At 71.0% G+C, this 14,569-nt stretch carries 19 protein-coding genes; 8 read left to right on the plus strand and 11 right to left on the minus strand.

Going from position 1 to position 14,569, the window contains the following annotated elements:
• Positions 1 to 38 precede the first annotated feature (38 nt).
• The 3 genes from ACRQ4C_RS12240 to ACRQ4C_RS12250 all read right to left on the minus strand — a co-directional run bounded on the left by ACRQ4C_RS12240 (position 39) and on the right by ACRQ4C_RS12250 (position 2,882).
• Positions 39 to 659 (minus strand): TlpA family protein disulfide reductase, encoded by a 621-nt coding sequence (locus ACRQ4C_RS12240; protein ID WP_290131200.1) that lies wholly within the window; start codon positions 657 to 659, stop codon positions 39 to 41.
• Positions 656 to 1,312: a histidine phosphatase family protein gene (locus tag ACRQ4C_RS12245; protein WP_290131199.1), complete on the minus strand. Its 657-nt coding sequence runs from the start codon at positions 1,310 to 1,312 to the stop codon at positions 656 to 658. The genes ACRQ4C_RS12240 and ACRQ4C_RS12245 overlap by 4 nt, the downstream gene beginning before the upstream one ends.
• A gap of 79 nt (positions 1,313 to 1,391) precedes the next feature.
• Positions 1,392 to 2,882 carry a SulP family inorganic anion transporter gene (locus tag ACRQ4C_RS12250; protein WP_439688819.1) on the minus strand — a complete coding sequence of 497 codons (1,491 nt, stop codon included), beginning with the start codon at positions 2,880 to 2,882 and terminating at the stop codon, positions 1,392 to 1,394.
• A 58-nt stretch (positions 2,883 to 2,940) separates the two neighbouring features.
• Between ACRQ4C_RS12250 and ACRQ4C_RS12255 the strand changes: the two genes are divergently transcribed.
• Positions 2,941 to 3,315 carry a MerR family transcriptional regulator gene (locus ACRQ4C_RS12255; protein ID WP_290134209.1) on the plus strand — a complete coding sequence of 125 codons (375 nt, stop codon included), beginning with the start codon at positions 2,941 to 2,943 and terminating at the stop codon, positions 3,313 to 3,315.
• 194 nt (positions 3,316 to 3,509) lie between these two features.
• Here the strand turns inward: ACRQ4C_RS12255 and ACRQ4C_RS12260 are convergent, their stop codons facing one another.
• Positions 3,510 to 3,848, minus strand: a complete 339-nt coding sequence (locus ACRQ4C_RS12260; RefSeq protein WP_439688820.1) for a hypothetical protein — start codon at positions 3,846 to 3,848, stop codon at positions 3,510 to 3,512.
• Between the two features lie 154 nt (positions 3,849 to 4,002).
• On the opposite strand from ACRQ4C_RS12260, the gene aspS reads away from it, so the two are divergent.
• Complete coding sequence (gene aspS, locus ACRQ4C_RS12265) at positions 4,003 to 5,343, plus strand: aspartate--tRNA(Asn) ligase (RefSeq protein WP_439688821.1); 1,341 nt, start codon at positions 4,003 to 4,005, stop codon at positions 5,341 to 5,343.
• A gap of 105 nt (positions 5,344 to 5,448) precedes the next feature.
• Here aspS and ACRQ4C_RS12270 read toward each other — a convergent pair whose 3' ends face one another.
• The 5 genes from ACRQ4C_RS12270 to ACRQ4C_RS12290 all read right to left on the minus strand — a co-directional run bounded on the left by ACRQ4C_RS12270 (position 5,449) and on the right by ACRQ4C_RS12290 (position 7,234).
• Complete coding sequence (locus ACRQ4C_RS12270; RefSeq protein WP_290131195.1) at positions 5,449 to 5,742, minus strand: Dabb family protein; 294 nt, start codon at positions 5,740 to 5,742, stop codon at positions 5,449 to 5,451.
• Positions 5,739 to 5,993: a glutaredoxin family protein gene (locus tag ACRQ4C_RS12275; protein ID WP_290131194.1), complete on the minus strand. Its 255-nt coding sequence runs from the start codon at positions 5,991 to 5,993 to the stop codon at positions 5,739 to 5,741. The genes ACRQ4C_RS12270 and ACRQ4C_RS12275 overlap by 4 nt, the downstream gene beginning before the upstream one ends.
• Positions 5,994 to 6,112: 119 nt before the next feature.
• Positions 6,113 to 6,211 (minus strand): 30S ribosomal protein bS22, encoded by a 99-nt coding sequence (locus ACRQ4C_RS12280; protein WP_003792170.1) that lies wholly within the window; start codon positions 6,209 to 6,211, stop codon positions 6,113 to 6,115.
• Between the two features lie 135 nt (positions 6,212 to 6,346).
• Positions 6,347 to 6,541 (minus strand): helix-turn-helix domain-containing protein, encoded by a 195-nt coding sequence (locus tag ACRQ4C_RS12285; protein WP_111080648.1) that lies wholly within the window; start codon positions 6,539 to 6,541, stop codon positions 6,347 to 6,349.
• A 177-nt stretch (positions 6,542 to 6,718) separates the two neighbouring features.
• A complete protein-coding gene (locus ACRQ4C_RS12290; protein ID WP_290131193.1) occupies positions 6,719 to 7,234 on the minus strand; it encodes an ArsR/SmtB family transcription factor in 516 nt (171 codons plus the stop codon).
• Between the two features lie 74 nt (positions 7,235 to 7,308).
• Between ACRQ4C_RS12290 and ACRQ4C_RS12295 the strand changes: the two genes are divergently transcribed.
• Both ACRQ4C_RS12295 and ACRQ4C_RS12300 read left to right on the plus strand, forming a co-directional pair.
• Complete coding sequence (locus tag ACRQ4C_RS12295; RefSeq protein WP_400413075.1) at positions 7,309 to 8,742, plus strand: TrkH family potassium uptake protein; 1,434 nt, start codon at positions 7,309 to 7,311, stop codon at positions 8,740 to 8,742.
• A 16-nt stretch (positions 8,743 to 8,758) separates the two neighbouring features.
• Complete coding sequence (locus tag ACRQ4C_RS12300) at positions 8,759 to 9,445, plus strand: potassium channel family protein (protein ID WP_290134208.1); 687 nt, start codon at positions 8,759 to 8,761, stop codon at positions 9,443 to 9,445.
• 169 nt (positions 9,446 to 9,614) lie between these two features.
• Here ACRQ4C_RS12300 and proC read toward each other — a convergent pair whose 3' ends face one another.
• Positions 9,615 to 10,445 (minus strand): pyrroline-5-carboxylate reductase, encoded by an 831-nt coding sequence (gene proC, locus ACRQ4C_RS12305; protein ID WP_439688822.1) that lies wholly within the window; start codon positions 10,443 to 10,445, stop codon positions 9,615 to 9,617.
• Positions 10,446 to 10,505: 60 nt separating this feature from the next.
• Between proC and ACRQ4C_RS12310 the strand changes: the two genes are divergently transcribed.
• Positions 10,506 to 11,462 carry a cation diffusion facilitator family transporter gene (locus ACRQ4C_RS12310; RefSeq protein WP_290131190.1) on the plus strand — a complete coding sequence of 319 codons (957 nt, stop codon included), beginning with the start codon at positions 10,506 to 10,508 and terminating at the stop codon, positions 11,460 to 11,462.
• A 65-nt stretch (positions 11,463 to 11,527) separates the two neighbouring features.
• Positions 11,528 to 11,902 (plus strand): hypothetical protein, encoded by a 375-nt coding sequence (locus ACRQ4C_RS12315; protein ID WP_290131189.1) that lies wholly within the window; start codon positions 11,528 to 11,530, stop codon positions 11,900 to 11,902.
• A gap of 90 nt (positions 11,903 to 11,992) precedes the next feature.
• On the opposite strand, the gene ACRQ4C_RS12320 is transcribed toward ACRQ4C_RS12315, so the two are convergent.
• On the minus strand, positions 11,993 to 12,424 hold the full coding sequence (locus tag ACRQ4C_RS12320) for a nucleoside deaminase (RefSeq protein WP_290134207.1): 432 nt from the start codon (positions 12,422 to 12,424) through the stop codon (positions 11,993 to 11,995).
• A 76-nt stretch (positions 12,425 to 12,500) separates the two neighbouring features.
• On the opposite strand from ACRQ4C_RS12320, the gene upp reads away from it, so the two are divergent.
• Together upp and ACRQ4C_RS12330 are read left to right on the plus strand one after the other, a co-directional pair.
• Complete coding sequence (gene upp, locus ACRQ4C_RS12325; protein WP_022902488.1) at positions 12,501 to 13,136, plus strand: uracil phosphoribosyltransferase; 636 nt, start codon at positions 12,501 to 12,503, stop codon at positions 13,134 to 13,136.
• Between the two features lie 519 nt (positions 13,137 to 13,655).
• Positions 13,656 to 14,423: a winged helix-turn-helix domain-containing protein gene (locus ACRQ4C_RS12330; protein WP_400413065.1), complete on the plus strand. Its 768-nt coding sequence runs from the start codon at positions 13,656 to 13,658 to the stop codon at positions 14,421 to 14,423.
• The last annotated feature ends 146 nt before the right edge of the window (positions 14,424 to 14,569 follow it).

Raw genomic sequence — 14,569 nt, forward strand, 5'->3', positions numbered from 1 at the left:
GCTGAGGATCGCGTCGGCGAAGGGGTTGCTGGCCACGGTCAGGAGGCCTTGGCCTTCCCGGTCAGCTCGTCGCTGACCAGGGTGTCGAGGATGCCGGGGCCGTCCACCGCGCCGAGGACGCGAGCGGCGACGCGGCCCTCCTTGTCGAGGACGATCGTCGCGGGGACCGCGTTCGGCGCGACCTGACCGGACATCGCCAACTGCATGGAGCCCGTGCCGGCGTCGAGCACGGTCGGGTAGTCGGTCCCGAACGTGCGCTCGAACGCCTCGGCCGTGGCCTGCTCGTCGCGGACGTTCACGCCGATGAACTGGACCTGGTCGGTGGAGTACTTCGCCTCGACCGTGTTGAGGTACTTCGCCTCGGCACGGCACGGCGGGCAGCTGGCGTACCAGAAGTTGACGACGACGACCTTGCCCTTGAGGGCCTTCGACGACAGTCGCTCCCCGGTCATGCTCTTCACGTCGAACGAGATCGGGTCGGTGCGCTTGTCCACGGCGACCTCGGTCACCGCGCCGTTGCCGGAGATGTAGTTCTGCGTGGTCCCGTTGCCGTACTGCTTCGTGAGCGCGTCGTTGCTCGACGAGCACCCGGCGAGGGCGAGCGCGGCGATGACCGCCGTCGCCGCCACCGTCGCGAGTCGCTTGCTGGTGGTCCTCACACTGCTCCTTCGTCGATCGCGGTCTCCCGGAGCCGTTCGGCAGGGTCCGCGTACCCGACCTCGGCGAAGCGACCGGTCGGCGTGGCGGGCACACGCTCGAGGGTCGTGATGCTGGAGAGGTCGCACCGCCGCTGCCGCGGGTCGTGCCACAGGTGCTCCCCGGCGAGACGACGGTGCACCATCCAGATGGGCAACTGGTGACTGACGAGGACGACGTCCCCCTCGTCGACGCTCTCCCATGCCGTGGCGACGGCCGCGAGCATGCGGTTGGCGATGGACTCGTAGGCCTCGCCCCAGCTCGGGCGGAACGGGTTCGCGATCCACGGCCACTCGGCCGGACGCCCGATCGAGCGCTTGGTGAACCCCGGGGGCTGCCCCTCGTACCGGTTCGTCGGCTCGATGAGGCGCTCGTCGAGGGCGACCTCGAGCCCGTAGGCGTCCGCCCAGGGCGCCGCGGACTCCTGCGTGCGCTGCAGCGGTGAGGCGACGATGCGCCGGACGTCGACGCCGGCATCGTGCCACGCCGTTGCCGACGCGGACGCCATCTGCTTGCCGAGGTCGCTCAGTCCGAAGCCCGGGAGCCGACCGTAGAGGACACGGCCGGGGTTGTGCACCTCGCCGTGACGGACGAGGTGGACTCGGGTCGCGGGCATGACTTCCAGTCTAGGTCGCCCGGACGCTCCCACCCCCCGCCCAGGGGATTCACGGCTGCGGGGACCTTCAGCCGAGCGTTCAGCCGAGGTGGCCGGAGAGACGCCCGTGGATGGCGACCGAGCCGGTGTTGAGGTTCTCCACCCGGACGGTCGAGCCGTGCTGCGCGTACCGCTGTTCGACGCCGTCGAGCGCGGCCACGGTGCTCGCGTCGAACACGTGCGCGTCGGTCATGTCGACGACGACGTGCTCGGGGTCCTCGGCGTAGGAGAACCGGGTCACGAGGTCGTTCGAGCTCGCGAAGAAGAGCGCGCCCCGCACCCGGTACCGGACGGTGCGCTCGTCCACGGGCTCGCGGACGACCGACACCACGTGGGCTGCTCGGCGGGCGAAGACCAGTGCGGCAGCCACGACCCCGACGAGCACGCCCGTCGCGAGGTTGTCCGTCACGACCACGACCACGACCGTCAGCACCATGACGACGGTCTCGCCGAGCGGCATCCGGCGCAGGGTGTTCGGTCGGATGCTGTGCCAGTCGAAGGTCGCGACGCAGACCATGACCATGACCGCGGTGAGCGCCGCCATCGGGATCTGCGCCACGAGGTCGTGCAGGACGATCGTCAGCACGAGCACGGAGACGCCCGCGACGAACGTCGACATCCGGGTCCGAGCGCCGGCGGTCTTCACGTTGATGACGGTCTGGCCGATCATCGCGCAGCCGCCGGTCCCGCCGAAGAAGGCCGACGCGATGTTCGCGACACCCTGCCCCCACGACTCCCGCCACTTGCTCGACCCGGTCTCGGTGATCGCGTCGACGAGCTGGGCGGTGAGCAGCGTCTCGATCAGCCCGACCACCGCCATGCCGACGGCGTACGGCGCGATGATCTGCAGCGTCTCGAACGTGACCGGGACCGTGACGCCGGTGAACCCGGGCAGTGCCGTCGGCAGGGCACCCTCGTCGCCGACGGTCGGCACCGCGACGCCGAACACGATCGTGATCGCGGTGATCACGACGACCGCGACGAGGGGCGCGGGGACGGCCTTCGTCAGGAACGGGAAGCCGACGATCACCGCGATGCCGAGGGCCGTCAACGGCCACACCACGAACGGCACGTCGTGGCCGAACAGGTTCGGCAACTGCGCGGTGAAGATGAGGATCGCGAGGGCGTTCACGAACGCCACGTTCACGCTCCGCGGGATGAACCGCATGAGCCGCGCCACCCCGAGCAGACCGAGGACGATCTGGACGACGCCGCCGAGGAGGACCGCGGGCACCAGGTACGCGATCCCGTGGTCGCGGACGAGCGGTGCGATGACCAGGGCGACCGACCCCGCGGCGGCGGACACCATCGCCGGTCGGCCGCCGACGATCGCGATCACGACGGCGATCACGACGCTCGAGAACAGACCGACCGCGGGATCGACGCCGGCGACGACCGAGAAGGAGATCGCCTCCGGGATGAGGGCGAGCGCCGTCACGACGCCGGCGAGGACCTCACGGGTGAGCAGGCGTGGGGAACGGAGGGCCCCGAGGACGGTGGCGGGCGTCGGGGCGTGCGTGATCGCGGACATCGTCGGCAACCCTACCCTCACGTGAGGGTAGGGTCGGTACGCTGGTTCCGTGGAGACGATGCACATCGGGGAGCTGGCCGACCGGGCCGGCATGTCCCTGCGCACGATCCGGCACTACGACGAGGTCGGGCTGCTCGTTCCGAGCGGACGCACCACGGGTGGGTTCCGCGTCTACACCGCGGAGGACCTCGAACGGCTGCTGGTCATCCGTCGCATGAAGCCCCTCGGGTTCACCCTCGACGAGATGGCGGAACTGCTGCGGGTCGTCGATGCGCTCCGCGCCCGGACGGCCGACGACGAACCGGCCCTGGCCGCACGGTTGGACGAGTTCCTGGAGGACGCGCGGGCCCGACACGCGAAGCTCGTCGAGCGCGCCGGCATGGCCGAGGAGTTCATCGGCACGCTCGGTTCACTCCGCGCTTCGCTCCCCTGACAGCTCGCCCGCCTCGATCAGCCGTCGGCGCTCCTCCCGCGCCGCCCTCCACTCGGCTTGCCGTCGGATCAGTTCGTGGTGCTCCCAGATGAGCCGACGCGCCTTCCACGGCCGCAGTCGGTACTTCCGGCGAATCCGCCGCCGCCACTCCTCCTGCCGCCGTCGGATAAGCGCCAGCACCGGGTCTTCCGTCGTCACCCTGTCTCCCTCCCCGTGATGAGGCCCAGCACCATGGTGCCGAGCACGGCGTCGTCTTCGCGAAGCATCTGCATGTCGTACATCGCGTCGGCTGCGATGGTCCCGATCTCCGTGCGCCCGATGTCCGGATCGCACGCCTGATCGACGATCCAGACGAATCTCGACCACGCTCGCTCGCGCTCCTCACGAGCAACGTCCCGTCGCCACCGCACCACCGCCCACACGCCCCCGACGAACGCGACGAGCAGCGTGAACGCCGCCGTGCAGACCGCGGCCACGACGACCGCCACCGCCGCAGGCGGCCAGGCCGCGAGCCCCTCCGTCCCTGCCGTCACGGGACCTCCCCCGAACTCGCGACCCGGCCACGTCGACGACGCTACGGATCCGCACGCGGCGATCCGTGCCTCCCGGCAGACCTGTGGAGGGACCGAGCCGGCGCACCCACTGTGGAGGAGCGGCCGCGGAGCGAGCCGGTTAGACTCGACCCCCGTGATCGAACGCACCCGCATCGCCGAACTCGCCGCGCTCCCCGACGGCCCCGTCTCCGTCGCCGGATGGGTCGAGACCGTCCGAGACCAGAAGAAGGTGCAGTTCGTCGTCCTCCGCGACGAGACCGGCGCCGCGCAGCTCGTCAACCCCGCCACTCGTGAGGCCGAGGACGGCGACGACGCCGCGCAGGCAGCACTGGCGATCACGAACGAGATCTCCGGGCTCGCCCACGGCACGTTCGTGCACGTCCAGGGCACGCTGAAGCACGACGAGCGCGTCAAGCTCGGCGGGCTCGAGGTCAAGGTCGGTTCGCTCGAGGTCGTGAGCGCCGCCATCCCGGACACGCCGATCGCGGACGACTCGTCGCTCGACAAGCGGCTCGACTGGCGCTTCCTCGACCTCCGCAACCGCAAGCAGAACCTCATCTTCCGCATCCAGACGACGATGGAGCACGCGTTCCGCTCGTACTGGGTCGACCGCGACTACATCGAGATCCACACACCGAAGCTCATGGCCTCCGCCTCCGAGTCGCGCGCCGAGCTCTTCCAGCTCGAGTACTTCGAGACCACCGCGTACCTGGCGCAGTCGCCGCAGAACTTCAAGCAGATGGCCCAGCCGGCCGGGTTCGGCGCCGTGTTCGAGATCGCCGACGCCTTCCGCGCCGACCCCTCGTTCACGAGCCGTCACGCGACCGAGTTCACGAGCGTCGACGCCGAGATCTCCTGGGTGGAGTCGCACCAGGACGTCATGGCCATGCACGAGGAGGTCCTCGTCGCCGGGTTCACCGCCGTCAAGGAGAAGTACGGCGCGGAGATCGAGGACGTCTTCGGCTTCGAGTTCGTCGTGCCGACCGCTCCGTTCCCGCGCGTGACCCTGGCCGAGGCCCGCAAGATCGTCGCCGACAGCGGCTACGACGTGGTGCGCGCCGACGGCGACCTCGACCCCGAGGGCGAGCGTCGCGTGAGTGCCTGGGCGAAGGAGACGCACGGCTCCGAGTTCGTGTTCGTCACCGACTACGACGCGTCGATCCGGCCGTACTACCACATGCGCCACGAGGACGACCCGACGCTCACGAACAGCTACGACCTGCTGTTCAACGGCGCGGAGATCTCCACCGGCGCCCAGCGCGAGCACCGGGTCGACCGGCTCGCGGCCCAGGCCGAGGAGAAGGGTCTCGACACCGCCGAGATCGACTGGTACCTCGACTTCTTCCGCTACGGCGTCCCGCCGCACGGCGGCTTCGGCATGGGCCTCGCCCGCGTGCTGATGCTCGCGCTGCACGAGCCGTCGATCCGCGAGGTCACGTACCTCTTCCGCGGACCGACGCGCCTCACCCCGTAGGCGGAGCCGCCCGCGCGGACGCTGCACACGAGAACGGCTCCCTCCCGATCGGGAGGGGGCCGTTCCGGTCCGGAAGGGTCGGCGCGATCAGCCGGGAGGCGCGGCTCAGCTCCGCCAGTCGATGGCGGCCCGCCCCGTGACCAGTCCGCGGATCTCCGCTGCCGCGGCCTGGTGGTCCGGGTGGACCTGGTACGCGTCGAGCCCGTCGAGGTCGTCGAAGGTCGCGACCACGGCGAGGTCGGAGTTCTTGTCGGGGTAGGCGACGTTCTCGACGACCTCGAGCGAGCGGATCGACGACACGGTGCCGACGAGCCCCGTGAGGAGTTCGCGGACGCGGGCGATCGAGGCGTCGCGGTCGACGTCCTCGCGGAGGGTCCAGGCGACGACGTGGTGGATCATGCGGAGGCCTCTGCCTTCTCGAGGGCACGGTGCAGCCGATCGGCGTCGACGTGCCAGTTGCTGTGGACACGCCCGTCGACCAGGACGACCGGGATGTCCTCGGCGTACTCCTCGCGGAGGGCGTCGTCGTCGAGGATCGACCGTTCCTGCAGCGTCACGCCGGGATGTTCGGCGACGACCCGCTCGACGATGGGTCTCGCGTCGTCGCAGAGGTGGCATCCGGGTTTCGTCAGGAGGGTCACGGCGGGCATGGGGTCAGCGTACCGGCCTGCGTCCGAAGCCCTCCGGCGTGCGCGGCGTACGCGGGCCCGCCGTGCCCGGGGAACACGAAAGCCCCGGCGGACCGGGGCTTCGGGTGCAAGTACTGGACTTACTTCTTGTTGCGACGCTGGTGACGCGTCTTGCGAAGGAGCTTGCGGTGCTTCTTCTTCGCCATGCGCTTGCGGCGCTTCTTGATGACAGAACCCATAGTGGACCTCGCTCGGAACGATGCTGATGTGTGGACACCGCGCCCGTCGGGACCGCGGAAAATCAACCCGGCCGAGTCTAGCGGAGCGCGCCGGTCCTGTCGAACACAGCGGCCGCACCCGGCGCGGTGGGGTGCTCAGCCGACGTCGGCGATGCCCCCGCGCAGGACCTCGGCGACCGCCGACTCCGGGACGCGGAAGGACCGACCGAAGCGGATGGCCGGGAGCTCCCCGGCGTGCACCATGCGGTAGACGGTCATCTTCGAGACGCGCATCATCTCCGCGACCTCGGCCACGGTGAGGAAGCGCACGTCGTCGAAACTGCCGGTCATGATCCGCCTTCGGGAGACTCGTGCGGGACGACGGGCGTCGGACGCACGGGTTGGGTGTGACCTGTGTGGTCTCTGATCACTGTAGAGGCCGGTGGGAACACCTGTCCAGGCACACGGTCACGACTCGGCCACGGTCGTCGAGGAGCGGGCGGCACGGACGTCGACGATCGGGCGTGCTCAGTCCTCGTCGCCTCGACGGGTGAAGCGCTTCCGGCCGCGGTCGACCACGCGCTCCCAACCCTGCTGCGCCCCCGTGAGCGCCGCCGAAGCCCGGTAGGACGCCTCGGCCATCACGCGGCCGAGCTCCGTGCCGACCTCGACGGTGGCCTTGCCCGCGGCGCCGTTCCGTCGTACCGAGACCGGTTGTCCGTCCGGCGTCCACGCGGTCGTGGCCGGGGTGCCGTCGGCGTCGACCGCGCCCGTGAACGACAGCACCCACTCCTCGACCGGCAGCAACGGCTCCGGGTCGAGACGGTAGAAGCGGTGCTGCCCCTCCTCGCGACTGGACACGAGGCCGATGTCGCGGAGGACCCGGAGGTGCTTCGACACGGTGGGCTGGCTGACGCCGAGCTTCTCGACGAGCTGACCGACGCTGAGCTCCCCACCGGTGACGTCGGAGCCGTACGCGGCGAGGAGTGCTCCGAGCAGCTCGCGTCGGGTCGGGTCCGCCACGACGGAGAAGATGTCGGCCATGGGACAAGGCTATCCGCCCCGTCCCGGATGTACCATGCCATCCGACCCGCCCATGTCCCCGGAGGCATACGACGATGCTGGACCACACGGAAGAGTTGCGCGTGGGCCCGTCGACCTCGCGGCGTCGCTTGAGCCAGGTCGGAGCGGTCCTCCGAGCGAGTCCGTCGCGGCTGGCGATCCTCGTGTTCCTGGCGCTGATCTTCGTCTTCACGTCGCTCTTCATGACGCCGTGGGCCGCCGCGGACGGGCGCCCCACGCACTTCTCCGACGCGCTCTTCACGGCGGCGTCCGTGGTGTGCGTCACCGGGCTCGCGACCGTCGACATGGCGACGCACTGGTCGGTGTTCGGCAAGGTCGTCATCGTCGTCGGCACCCAGATCGGCGCGGTCGGGGTGCTCACGTTCGCATCGATCCTCGGCCTCGTGGTGACCCGGCGTCTCGGTCTCCGGGCGAAGCTCATGGCCGCCGGGGACTCGAACCCGCTGCGCACCCACCACGGCGCCGTGCCGGAGGGGCAGGCCGTCCGGCTCGGGGAGGTCGGCACGCTGCTCGCGACGGTCGCGGTGAGCACGCTGACCATCGAGATCGCGGTCGGCCTGCTGCTCCTGCCGTCCGTGCTCGTCGCGGGCTACCCGTTCTGGACCGCGGTCGGCGACGCGTTCTACTACGCCGCGATGGCCTTCACGAACACCGGCTTCTCCCCCAACGCCGAGGGACTGGCGCCGTTCGCGAACGACTACTGGTTCCTGACGCTCATCATGATCGCGGTCGTCGCGGGCTCGATCGGGTTCCCGGTCATCCGGACGATCACCAAGCAGTTCCGCACGCCGCGCCGCTGGTCCCTGCACGTCAAGCTCACCCTCGTCACGAGCGCCGTGCTGCTCGTCGTCGGCGCGGTCGTCTACACGGCGCTCGAGGCGTCCAACAAGGCGACACTCGGCGAGGCCGGTGCCGGACACACGGCGTTCCAGGCGCTGTTCTTCTCGACCATGACCCGCTCGGGCGGCTTCGCCACCATCGACGTCGAACAGATGCACGGAGCGAGCCTGCTCGTCACGGACATGCTCATGTTCATCGGCGGGGGCTCGGCCTCGACCGCCGGCGGCATCAAGGTGACGACGCTCGCGGTGCTGTTCCTCGCCGCTGTGGCCGAGGCCCGTGGCCGGCAGAGCATGGAGGCGTTCGGCCGTCGGATCCCGAGCGACGTGCTCCGTGTCGCGGTCGCCGTCGTGCTCTGGGGCGCGACGATCGTCGCCGTCGCCACGATCGCCCTGCTGCAGATCACACGCGACTCGCTCGACCGCGTCCTCTTCGAGGTCATCTCGGCGTTCGCCACGTGCGGGCTCTCGTCCGGCATCTCCGCCGAGCTCCCGGAGGCGGGCAAGTACGTGCTCGCCGCCACGATGTTCCTCGGTCGGGTCGGTACAGTGACGATCGCCGCAGCCCTCGCCGCCAGCCAGAGCCGGCAGTTGTTCCGCCGTCCCGAGGAGAGGCCGATCGTTGGCTGACCGCACCCGCGCACCGTTGCCGTCCACCCACCCGCTCGCCGGCGCCGTCAGCCACGACGCCCCGGTCCTGGTGATCGGGCTCGGTCGCTTCGGTGCCGCGACCGCTGGTCAGCTCGAGCGGCAGCACCGCGAGGTCCTCGTGGTCGACACGGACGCGGGACTCGTGCAGAAGTGGTCCGACCGGGTGACGCACGCGGTCCAGGCGGACGCCACCGACATGGACGCGCTCCGGCAGATCGGCGCGCAGGACTTCGCGATCGCCGTCGTCGGGGTCGGCTCCGACCTCGAGTCGAGCGTGCTCATCACGGCGAACCTCGTCGACCTCGGCATCCCGCAGATCTGGGCGAAGGCCATCAGCCGCTCGCACGGCGTGATCCTGTCCCGCATCGGCGCGAACCACGTCGTCTACCCGGAGCGCGAGGCCGGAGAGCGGACGGCGCACCTGGTGTCGGGCCGCATGCTCGACTTCATCCAGTTCGACGAGGACTTCGCCGTCGTCAAGATGTTCCCGCCGCGGGCCGTGCGCGGGAAGGACCTCGCCACGACGGTCATCCGCACCCGCTTCGGTCTCACGGTGCTCGGCATCAAGACGCCGGGTCAGGCGTTCGTGCCCGCCACGCCCGAGAGCATCATCGGCGAGGACGACGTCATCATCGTCTCCGGCGCCACGGCCGACCTGGAGCGTTTCGCAGCGGTGGAGTGAGCTGGTCGGGTCGCGGTGCGTCGACCGCTCCCGTGACGGCCGGGCGCGGTCCGCTCAGCGGTGACGCGCCAGCGTCACGCGGACCGCGCCGACCGAGCCTGCGAGGGAGGCGGGGCGGGCCCGCCACGCGCCTCCAGGCCGATGTCTGGTCGGGACCACGGCACCTGCCTCAGCCGGCCGCGATCTCCTCGGCCCGCGCGATCGCCGCGCGCGACGCGCGCAGCAGCGTCGCCGAGAGGTCGGCGTCCTGCAGGACGGCGACCGCGCGCTCGGTGGTCCCCTTCGGACTCGTCACGGCGCGGCGGAGTTCCGCCGGGGTCCGGTCGGACGACTCGAGGAGCGCGACCGCCCCGCTGAGCGTGCCCTGCACCATGGTCGCGGCCTGCTCGGGCGTGAACCCGAGCTCCTCGGCCGCTCGCTGCCACTGCTCCACGACCAGGAACACGTAGGCGGGGCCGGACCCGGACACCGCCGAGAGCGCGTCGAGCTGCGACTCCGGCACCTCGATCACCGAGCCCGACACGGAGAAGACCGACGAGGCGAGCGCGACGGCGTCCTCGTCCGCCGAGTCGCCCGCGCTGATCCCGGTGACGCCGCGCCCGACACCGATCGGCGTGTTCGGCAGGGCCCGCACGACCCGGACCCCCTCGGGCACCGCAGCCTCCATGCTCGCGATGGTGGTACCGACGGCGACGCTGACGAGGACCGTCCCCGGCGCGAGGTCCTCCGCGACCTCGGCGAGCAGGTCGGCGATCATGTACGGCTTCACCCCGACGACGACCAGTCCCGCACCGCGGACGGCAGCACGGTTGGCGTCCGGCTCGGTGTCGCTCGCGTGTGCGTCGAGACCCCGCGAGCGGTGCGCCGCCGCGGACTCCTCCGACTTCGTCGTGAGGACGACGGTCGACGGGTCGAGACCGGCGGCGAGGAGCCCGTCGAGGACCGCGCCGGACATGGAGCCGACGCCGAGGAGAGCGGTGCGGGGCAGTTCGATGGTCATGACCCCCGACCCTACCGACGGCCTAGGATCGTCAGTCAGGCCAGGACTGAAGGGGTACCCGTGAGCGCTTCCGGAGGCACGAAGGCGATCCTCGCCGCACTCGGTGCGAACGTCGGCATCGCGATCGTGAAGTTCGTCGCGGCGGCGATCAGCGGCTCGGCGTCGATGCTGGCGGAGGGCGTGCACTCCCTCGCCGACTCCGCGAACCAACTCCTGCTGCTGCTCGGCGGCCGCCGTGCCCGACGAGCCGCGGACGAGGAGCACCCGTTCGGCTACGGCCGCGAGCGCTACGTGTACGCGTTCGTCGTGTCGATCGTCCTGTTCTCGGTCGGCGGCGTGTTCTCGCTCTACGAGGGCATCGAGAAGCTGCGGAACCCGCACCCGCTCGAGAGCTGGTGGCTCCCCCTGCTCGTGCTCGTCATCGCGATCGGCCTGGAGGGCTTCTCGCTCCGGACCGCACTCCGCGAGGCACGGCCGAACAAGGGCTCGCTGTCGTGGGTGCAGTACGTGCGACGGGCGAAGGCGCCGGAGCTCCCGGTCGTCATGCTCGAGGACACCGCGGCGCTGACCGGCCTCGTCTTCGCGCTGTTCGGCGTCGGCCTGACCGCGATCACCGGCAACGGGGTGTTCGACGCGATCGGCACGATCCTCATCGCGGTGCTGCTGATCGCCGTCGCGCTGGTGCTCGGCGTCGAGACGAAGAGCCTGCTCGTGGGCGAGGGCGCGACCGCCGCCGACGTCGCACGGATCAAGGAGGCCGTGCTCGACGGCCCCGAGGTCGAGGCGATCATCCACATCAAGACGCTGTACCTCGGCCCGGACGAGCTCATGGTCGGCGTGAAGGTCGCGGTCGACGGCGACCGACGGCTCGGTGACGTCGCGGCGGGCATCGACACCGTCGAGCACCGGGTCCGGCAGGCCGTCCCGATCGCCCGGGTGATCTACGTCGAGCCGGACGTGCTCCGGACCGGGCCGCGCCCACCGACCGAGGCGATCGTCCTCCGCGCCGCCGACTGAGCGGGCTCGTCGACTGAGGGTGCCCTTGCTGGCGGCCCGAATGTCGGATGTTGCACGATGGCTGCATGACCGCGCTGCGTGACGTCCTGCTCATCCTCCACTTCATCGGCCTCGCGGCGGTGATCGGTTCGTTCCTGTTCCAGGTGCGGCGCAAGGGCGGCTTCGAGACGAACTGGATCGTGATCGGCCTCGTCGTGCAGCTCGTCACCGGCCTCGGCCTCATGGGGCTCATCGACGCGACGACGGACGGCGGCGCGAACCACGCCAAGCTCGGGGTCAAGCTCGTCATCGCCCTCGTCGCGCTCGTGCTCGCGTTCGTCGCGCGTGCCCGTCAGAAGCGGGCCGATGCGGGGCAGGCGAAGGACAAGGCCGCCCTGCCGTTCTTCCACTCCGCGGGTGCGCTCGCGATCGTCAACGTCCTCATCGCCGTCATCTGGTGACGACCTGACGAGCTGACGGCCCGACGGCCCGACGGCCCGACGGCCCGGCGGCCCGACGGCCCGACGGCCTGCTGGCCCGGCGGGCCGGTGTCAGCGACGCGCGCCGAAGAAGTCGTCCAGCAGGGCCGCGCACGGTGCCTCGAGCACCCCGCCGACGACCTCGGACCGGTGCGGCAACCGACGGTCACGCGCGACGTCGTAGACGCTCCCCGTCGCGCCGGCCTTCGGGTCCCACGCGCCGAACACCACGCGGGGCACCCGAGCGGCGAGGACCGCCCCGGCGCACATGACGCACGGCTCGAGCGTGACCACGAGCGTGCAGTCCTCGAGGTGCCAGTCCCCCGTCACCGCGGCCGCTGCCCGGAGCGCGAGCACCTCGGCGTGCGCGGTCGGGTCCTGCCGGGCCTCGCGCTCGTTGCGCCCGGTCGCGACGACCGCCCCGGCGGCGTCCACCACGACCGCGCCGACGGGGACGTCCCCGGTCGCCAGGCACGCGCGGGCCTCGGCGAGGGCGGCCTCCATCGCGGCGACCCACGGGCGGGCGGCGGGTGCTTCCACGGGACCTCCAGGCAGTCGGCAGCACGGTAGGCTCGACCCTATGCGAGTCCACGTCGCCGACCACCCGCTCATCACGCACAAGCTCTCGGTGCTCCGCGACCGGACGACCCCTTCGCCGACGTTCCGCGCCCTGACCGAGGAGCTCGTCACGCTCCTCGCGTACGAGGCCACCCGGAACGTCCGGGTCACCGCCACGCCGATCGACACCCCGGTCGCGCACACCATGGGCGTCGCCATCGCGAAGCCCCGCCCGCTCGTCGTCCCGATCCTCCGTGCCGGGCTCGGCATGCTCGAGGGCATGGTCAAGCTCGTCCCCACGGCCGAGGTCGGCTTCCTCGGCATGGCCCGCAACGAGCAGACCCTCGAGCCGCAGACCTACGCCGAGCGGCTGCCGGACGACCTCTCCGGCCGGCAGTGCTTCGTGCTCGACCCGATGCTCGCGACCGGTGGCACCCTCGCCGCCGCGATCGACTTCCTCTTCGACCGCGGAGCGGAAGAGGTCACGTGCGTGTGCATCCTCGGCGCTCCGGAGGGCCTCGCCGCCGTCGAGCAGGCCGTCGGCGACCGCAACGTCTCGATCGTGCTCGGCGCGCTCGACGAGAAGCTCGACGAGAACGGCTACATCGTGCCGGGCCTCGGCGACGCGGGCGACCGCCTCTACGGTCTGGCCGAGTAGACGACCCCGGTCGCATCCGCGACCGATGGACGGACTGGAGGCACGGTGCCAGCTGGCACCGTGCCTCCAGTCCGTTCCCGGTTCACGGACGCGGAACGCACCGTCCGGTCGGACGGTTGACACCGCGTTGGTATCCCACCCATACTCGACCCATGACTGCAACCGTGTCCGCCCGCGTCCTCATCGAGGCGCGCTCCACCTCTGGAGCAGTGGGGACCGTCGGCATGATGATGCCGATGATGTCGGTCATGCGTTGTCGAATGTGTGCCTGATCGGCACCCGTTCCAGCCGGATCCCCCGCGACCCCACCCCCGTCGCGCAGGCGTGATCCCCGGGTGACGACCACGTCGACGACGCCAGGCGTCCGACGCGATCGATCCCCGCACTCCCGGGCTCCCCGGTCCACAGCAGGACCGCGGGGAATCCTCGGCACACCGCCGTACCCGGGCCGACGCATTCGACACCGGTCGCACAATCGCAGCACCGCAGCACCGCGACCTTCCTCCCGGAGAACCAGCCATGTCGCTCACCATCGCCCAGCCCCGCACCCCGCTCCGCACATCGGCACCCGCACCGACCGACCTCGGCACGGTGACGCCGCTGCGTCCCCGTCGCCAGCCGGTGACACCGCAGGCGAGCCCGGTGCCCACGAGCCCGGTCGTCGCCCCGCAGCGCAACCGCGCACTGCCCGAGGGCACCGAGGCCCGCGGCTTCGCCCTCTACGTCGGGATCGACGAGGCGAAGGCGGCAGCGGCCGGCACGACGCTCGCGGCCGTGGTCGAGCAGCTCAAGGCCCTGACGGCGCAGCTCGTGCCGACGTCGGAGACCTACGCCGCGGTCGCGGTCGCCGCCGAGGGCTCCGGTGGGCGTGACGTCGACGTCGTCCGGCTCGCCCTGCAGGACCGCTCCGCCGTCGCCGCGCGGAAGCAGGCCGAGAAGCCCGAGCCCGAGGAGACCGGCGTCGTGATCGACATCTCCCGGAAGCGCGTCACGCTCGACGGCGAGCCGGCACCGCTGACCTACAAGGAGTTCGAGCTGCTGCAGTTCCTCGTGCTCCGCGAGGGCCGGACCGTCGACCGCTCGGCGATCATCGACGGGCTGTGGTCCGACGGCGAGGACGAGACGCCGAACGAGCGCACCATCGACGTGCACGTCCGCCGACTGCGGTCGAAGCTCGGCGCGTTCGAGGAGATCGTGCGGACCGTCCGGGGCGTCGGCTACCGCTTCGACCGCCACGCCGACGTCGCGGTCCGCTACGCGTCGACGCCGTCGCCCGACCTGTTCTGAGGCCTCTCGGCGAGGACATCGACCGCTCTTGGTGAACTCGCAGCGAACGGGGCACGTGTGGTCTAGCGTGCCGTTACCGCTTCGTTATACAGTCGTTCCTGCAGGCAGTGTTTGCTGTGGCACCGCCTGTGGAATGTGATTGCAGG

The sequence above is a fragment of the Curtobacterium sp. SP.BCp genome (genome assembly GCF_051903255.1).
GTDB lineage: Bacteria > Actinomycetota > Actinomycetes > Actinomycetales > Microbacteriaceae > Curtobacterium.

Excerpts from the sequence above, each read along its gene's own strand:
- ACRQ4C_RS12245 (WP_290131199.1), bottom strand. The coding sequence starts at position 1,312 with ATGCCCGCGACCCGAGTCCACCTCGTCCGTCACGGCGAGGTGCACAAC.
- ACRQ4C_RS12250 (WP_439688819.1), bottom strand. The coding sequence starts at position 2,882 with ATGTCCGCGATCACGCACGCCCCGACGCCCGCCACCGTCCTCGGGGCC.
- ACRQ4C_RS12255 (WP_290134209.1), top strand. The coding sequence starts at position 2,941 with ATGCACATCGGGGAGCTGGCCGACCGGGCCGGCATGTCCCTGCGCACG.
- ACRQ4C_RS12270 (WP_290131195.1), bottom strand. The coding sequence starts at position 5,742 with ATGATCCACCACGTCGTCGCCTGGACCCTCCGCGAGGACGTCGACCGC.
- ACRQ4C_RS12275 (WP_290131194.1), bottom strand. The coding sequence starts at position 5,993 with ATGCCCGCCGTGACCCTCCTGACGAAACCCGGATGCCACCTCTGCGAC.
- ACRQ4C_RS12280 (WP_003792170.1), bottom strand. The coding sequence starts at position 6,211 with ATGGGTTCTGTCATCAAGAAGCGCCGCAAGCGCATGGCGAAGAAGAAG.
- ACRQ4C_RS12285 (WP_111080648.1), bottom strand. The coding sequence starts at position 6,541 with ATGACCGGCAGTTTCGACGACGTGCGCTTCCTCACCGTGGCCGAGGTC.
- ACRQ4C_RS12290 (WP_290131193.1), bottom strand. The coding sequence starts at position 7,234 with ATGGCCGACATCTTCTCCGTCGTGGCGGACCCGACCCGACGCGAGCTG.
- ACRQ4C_RS12295 (WP_400413075.1), top strand. The coding sequence starts at position 7,309 with ATGCTGGACCACACGGAAGAGTTGCGCGTGGGCCCGTCGACCTCGCGG.
- proC (WP_439688822.1), bottom strand. The coding sequence starts at position 10,445 with ATGACCATCGAACTGCCCCGCACCGCTCTCCTCGGCGTCGGCTCCATG.
- ACRQ4C_RS12315 (WP_290131189.1), top strand. The coding sequence starts at position 11,528 with ATGACCGCGCTGCGTGACGTCCTGCTCATCCTCCACTTCATCGGCCTC.
- ACRQ4C_RS12320 (WP_290134207.1), bottom strand. The coding sequence starts at position 12,424 with ATGGAGGCCGCCCTCGCCGAGGCCCGCGCGTGCCTGGCGACCGGGGAC.
- upp (WP_022902488.1), top strand. The coding sequence starts at position 12,501 with ATGCGAGTCCACGTCGCCGACCACCCGCTCATCACGCACAAGCTCTCG.
- ACRQ4C_RS12330 (WP_400413065.1), top strand. The coding sequence starts at position 13,656 with ATGTCGCTCACCATCGCCCAGCCCCGCACCCCGCTCCGCACATCGGCA.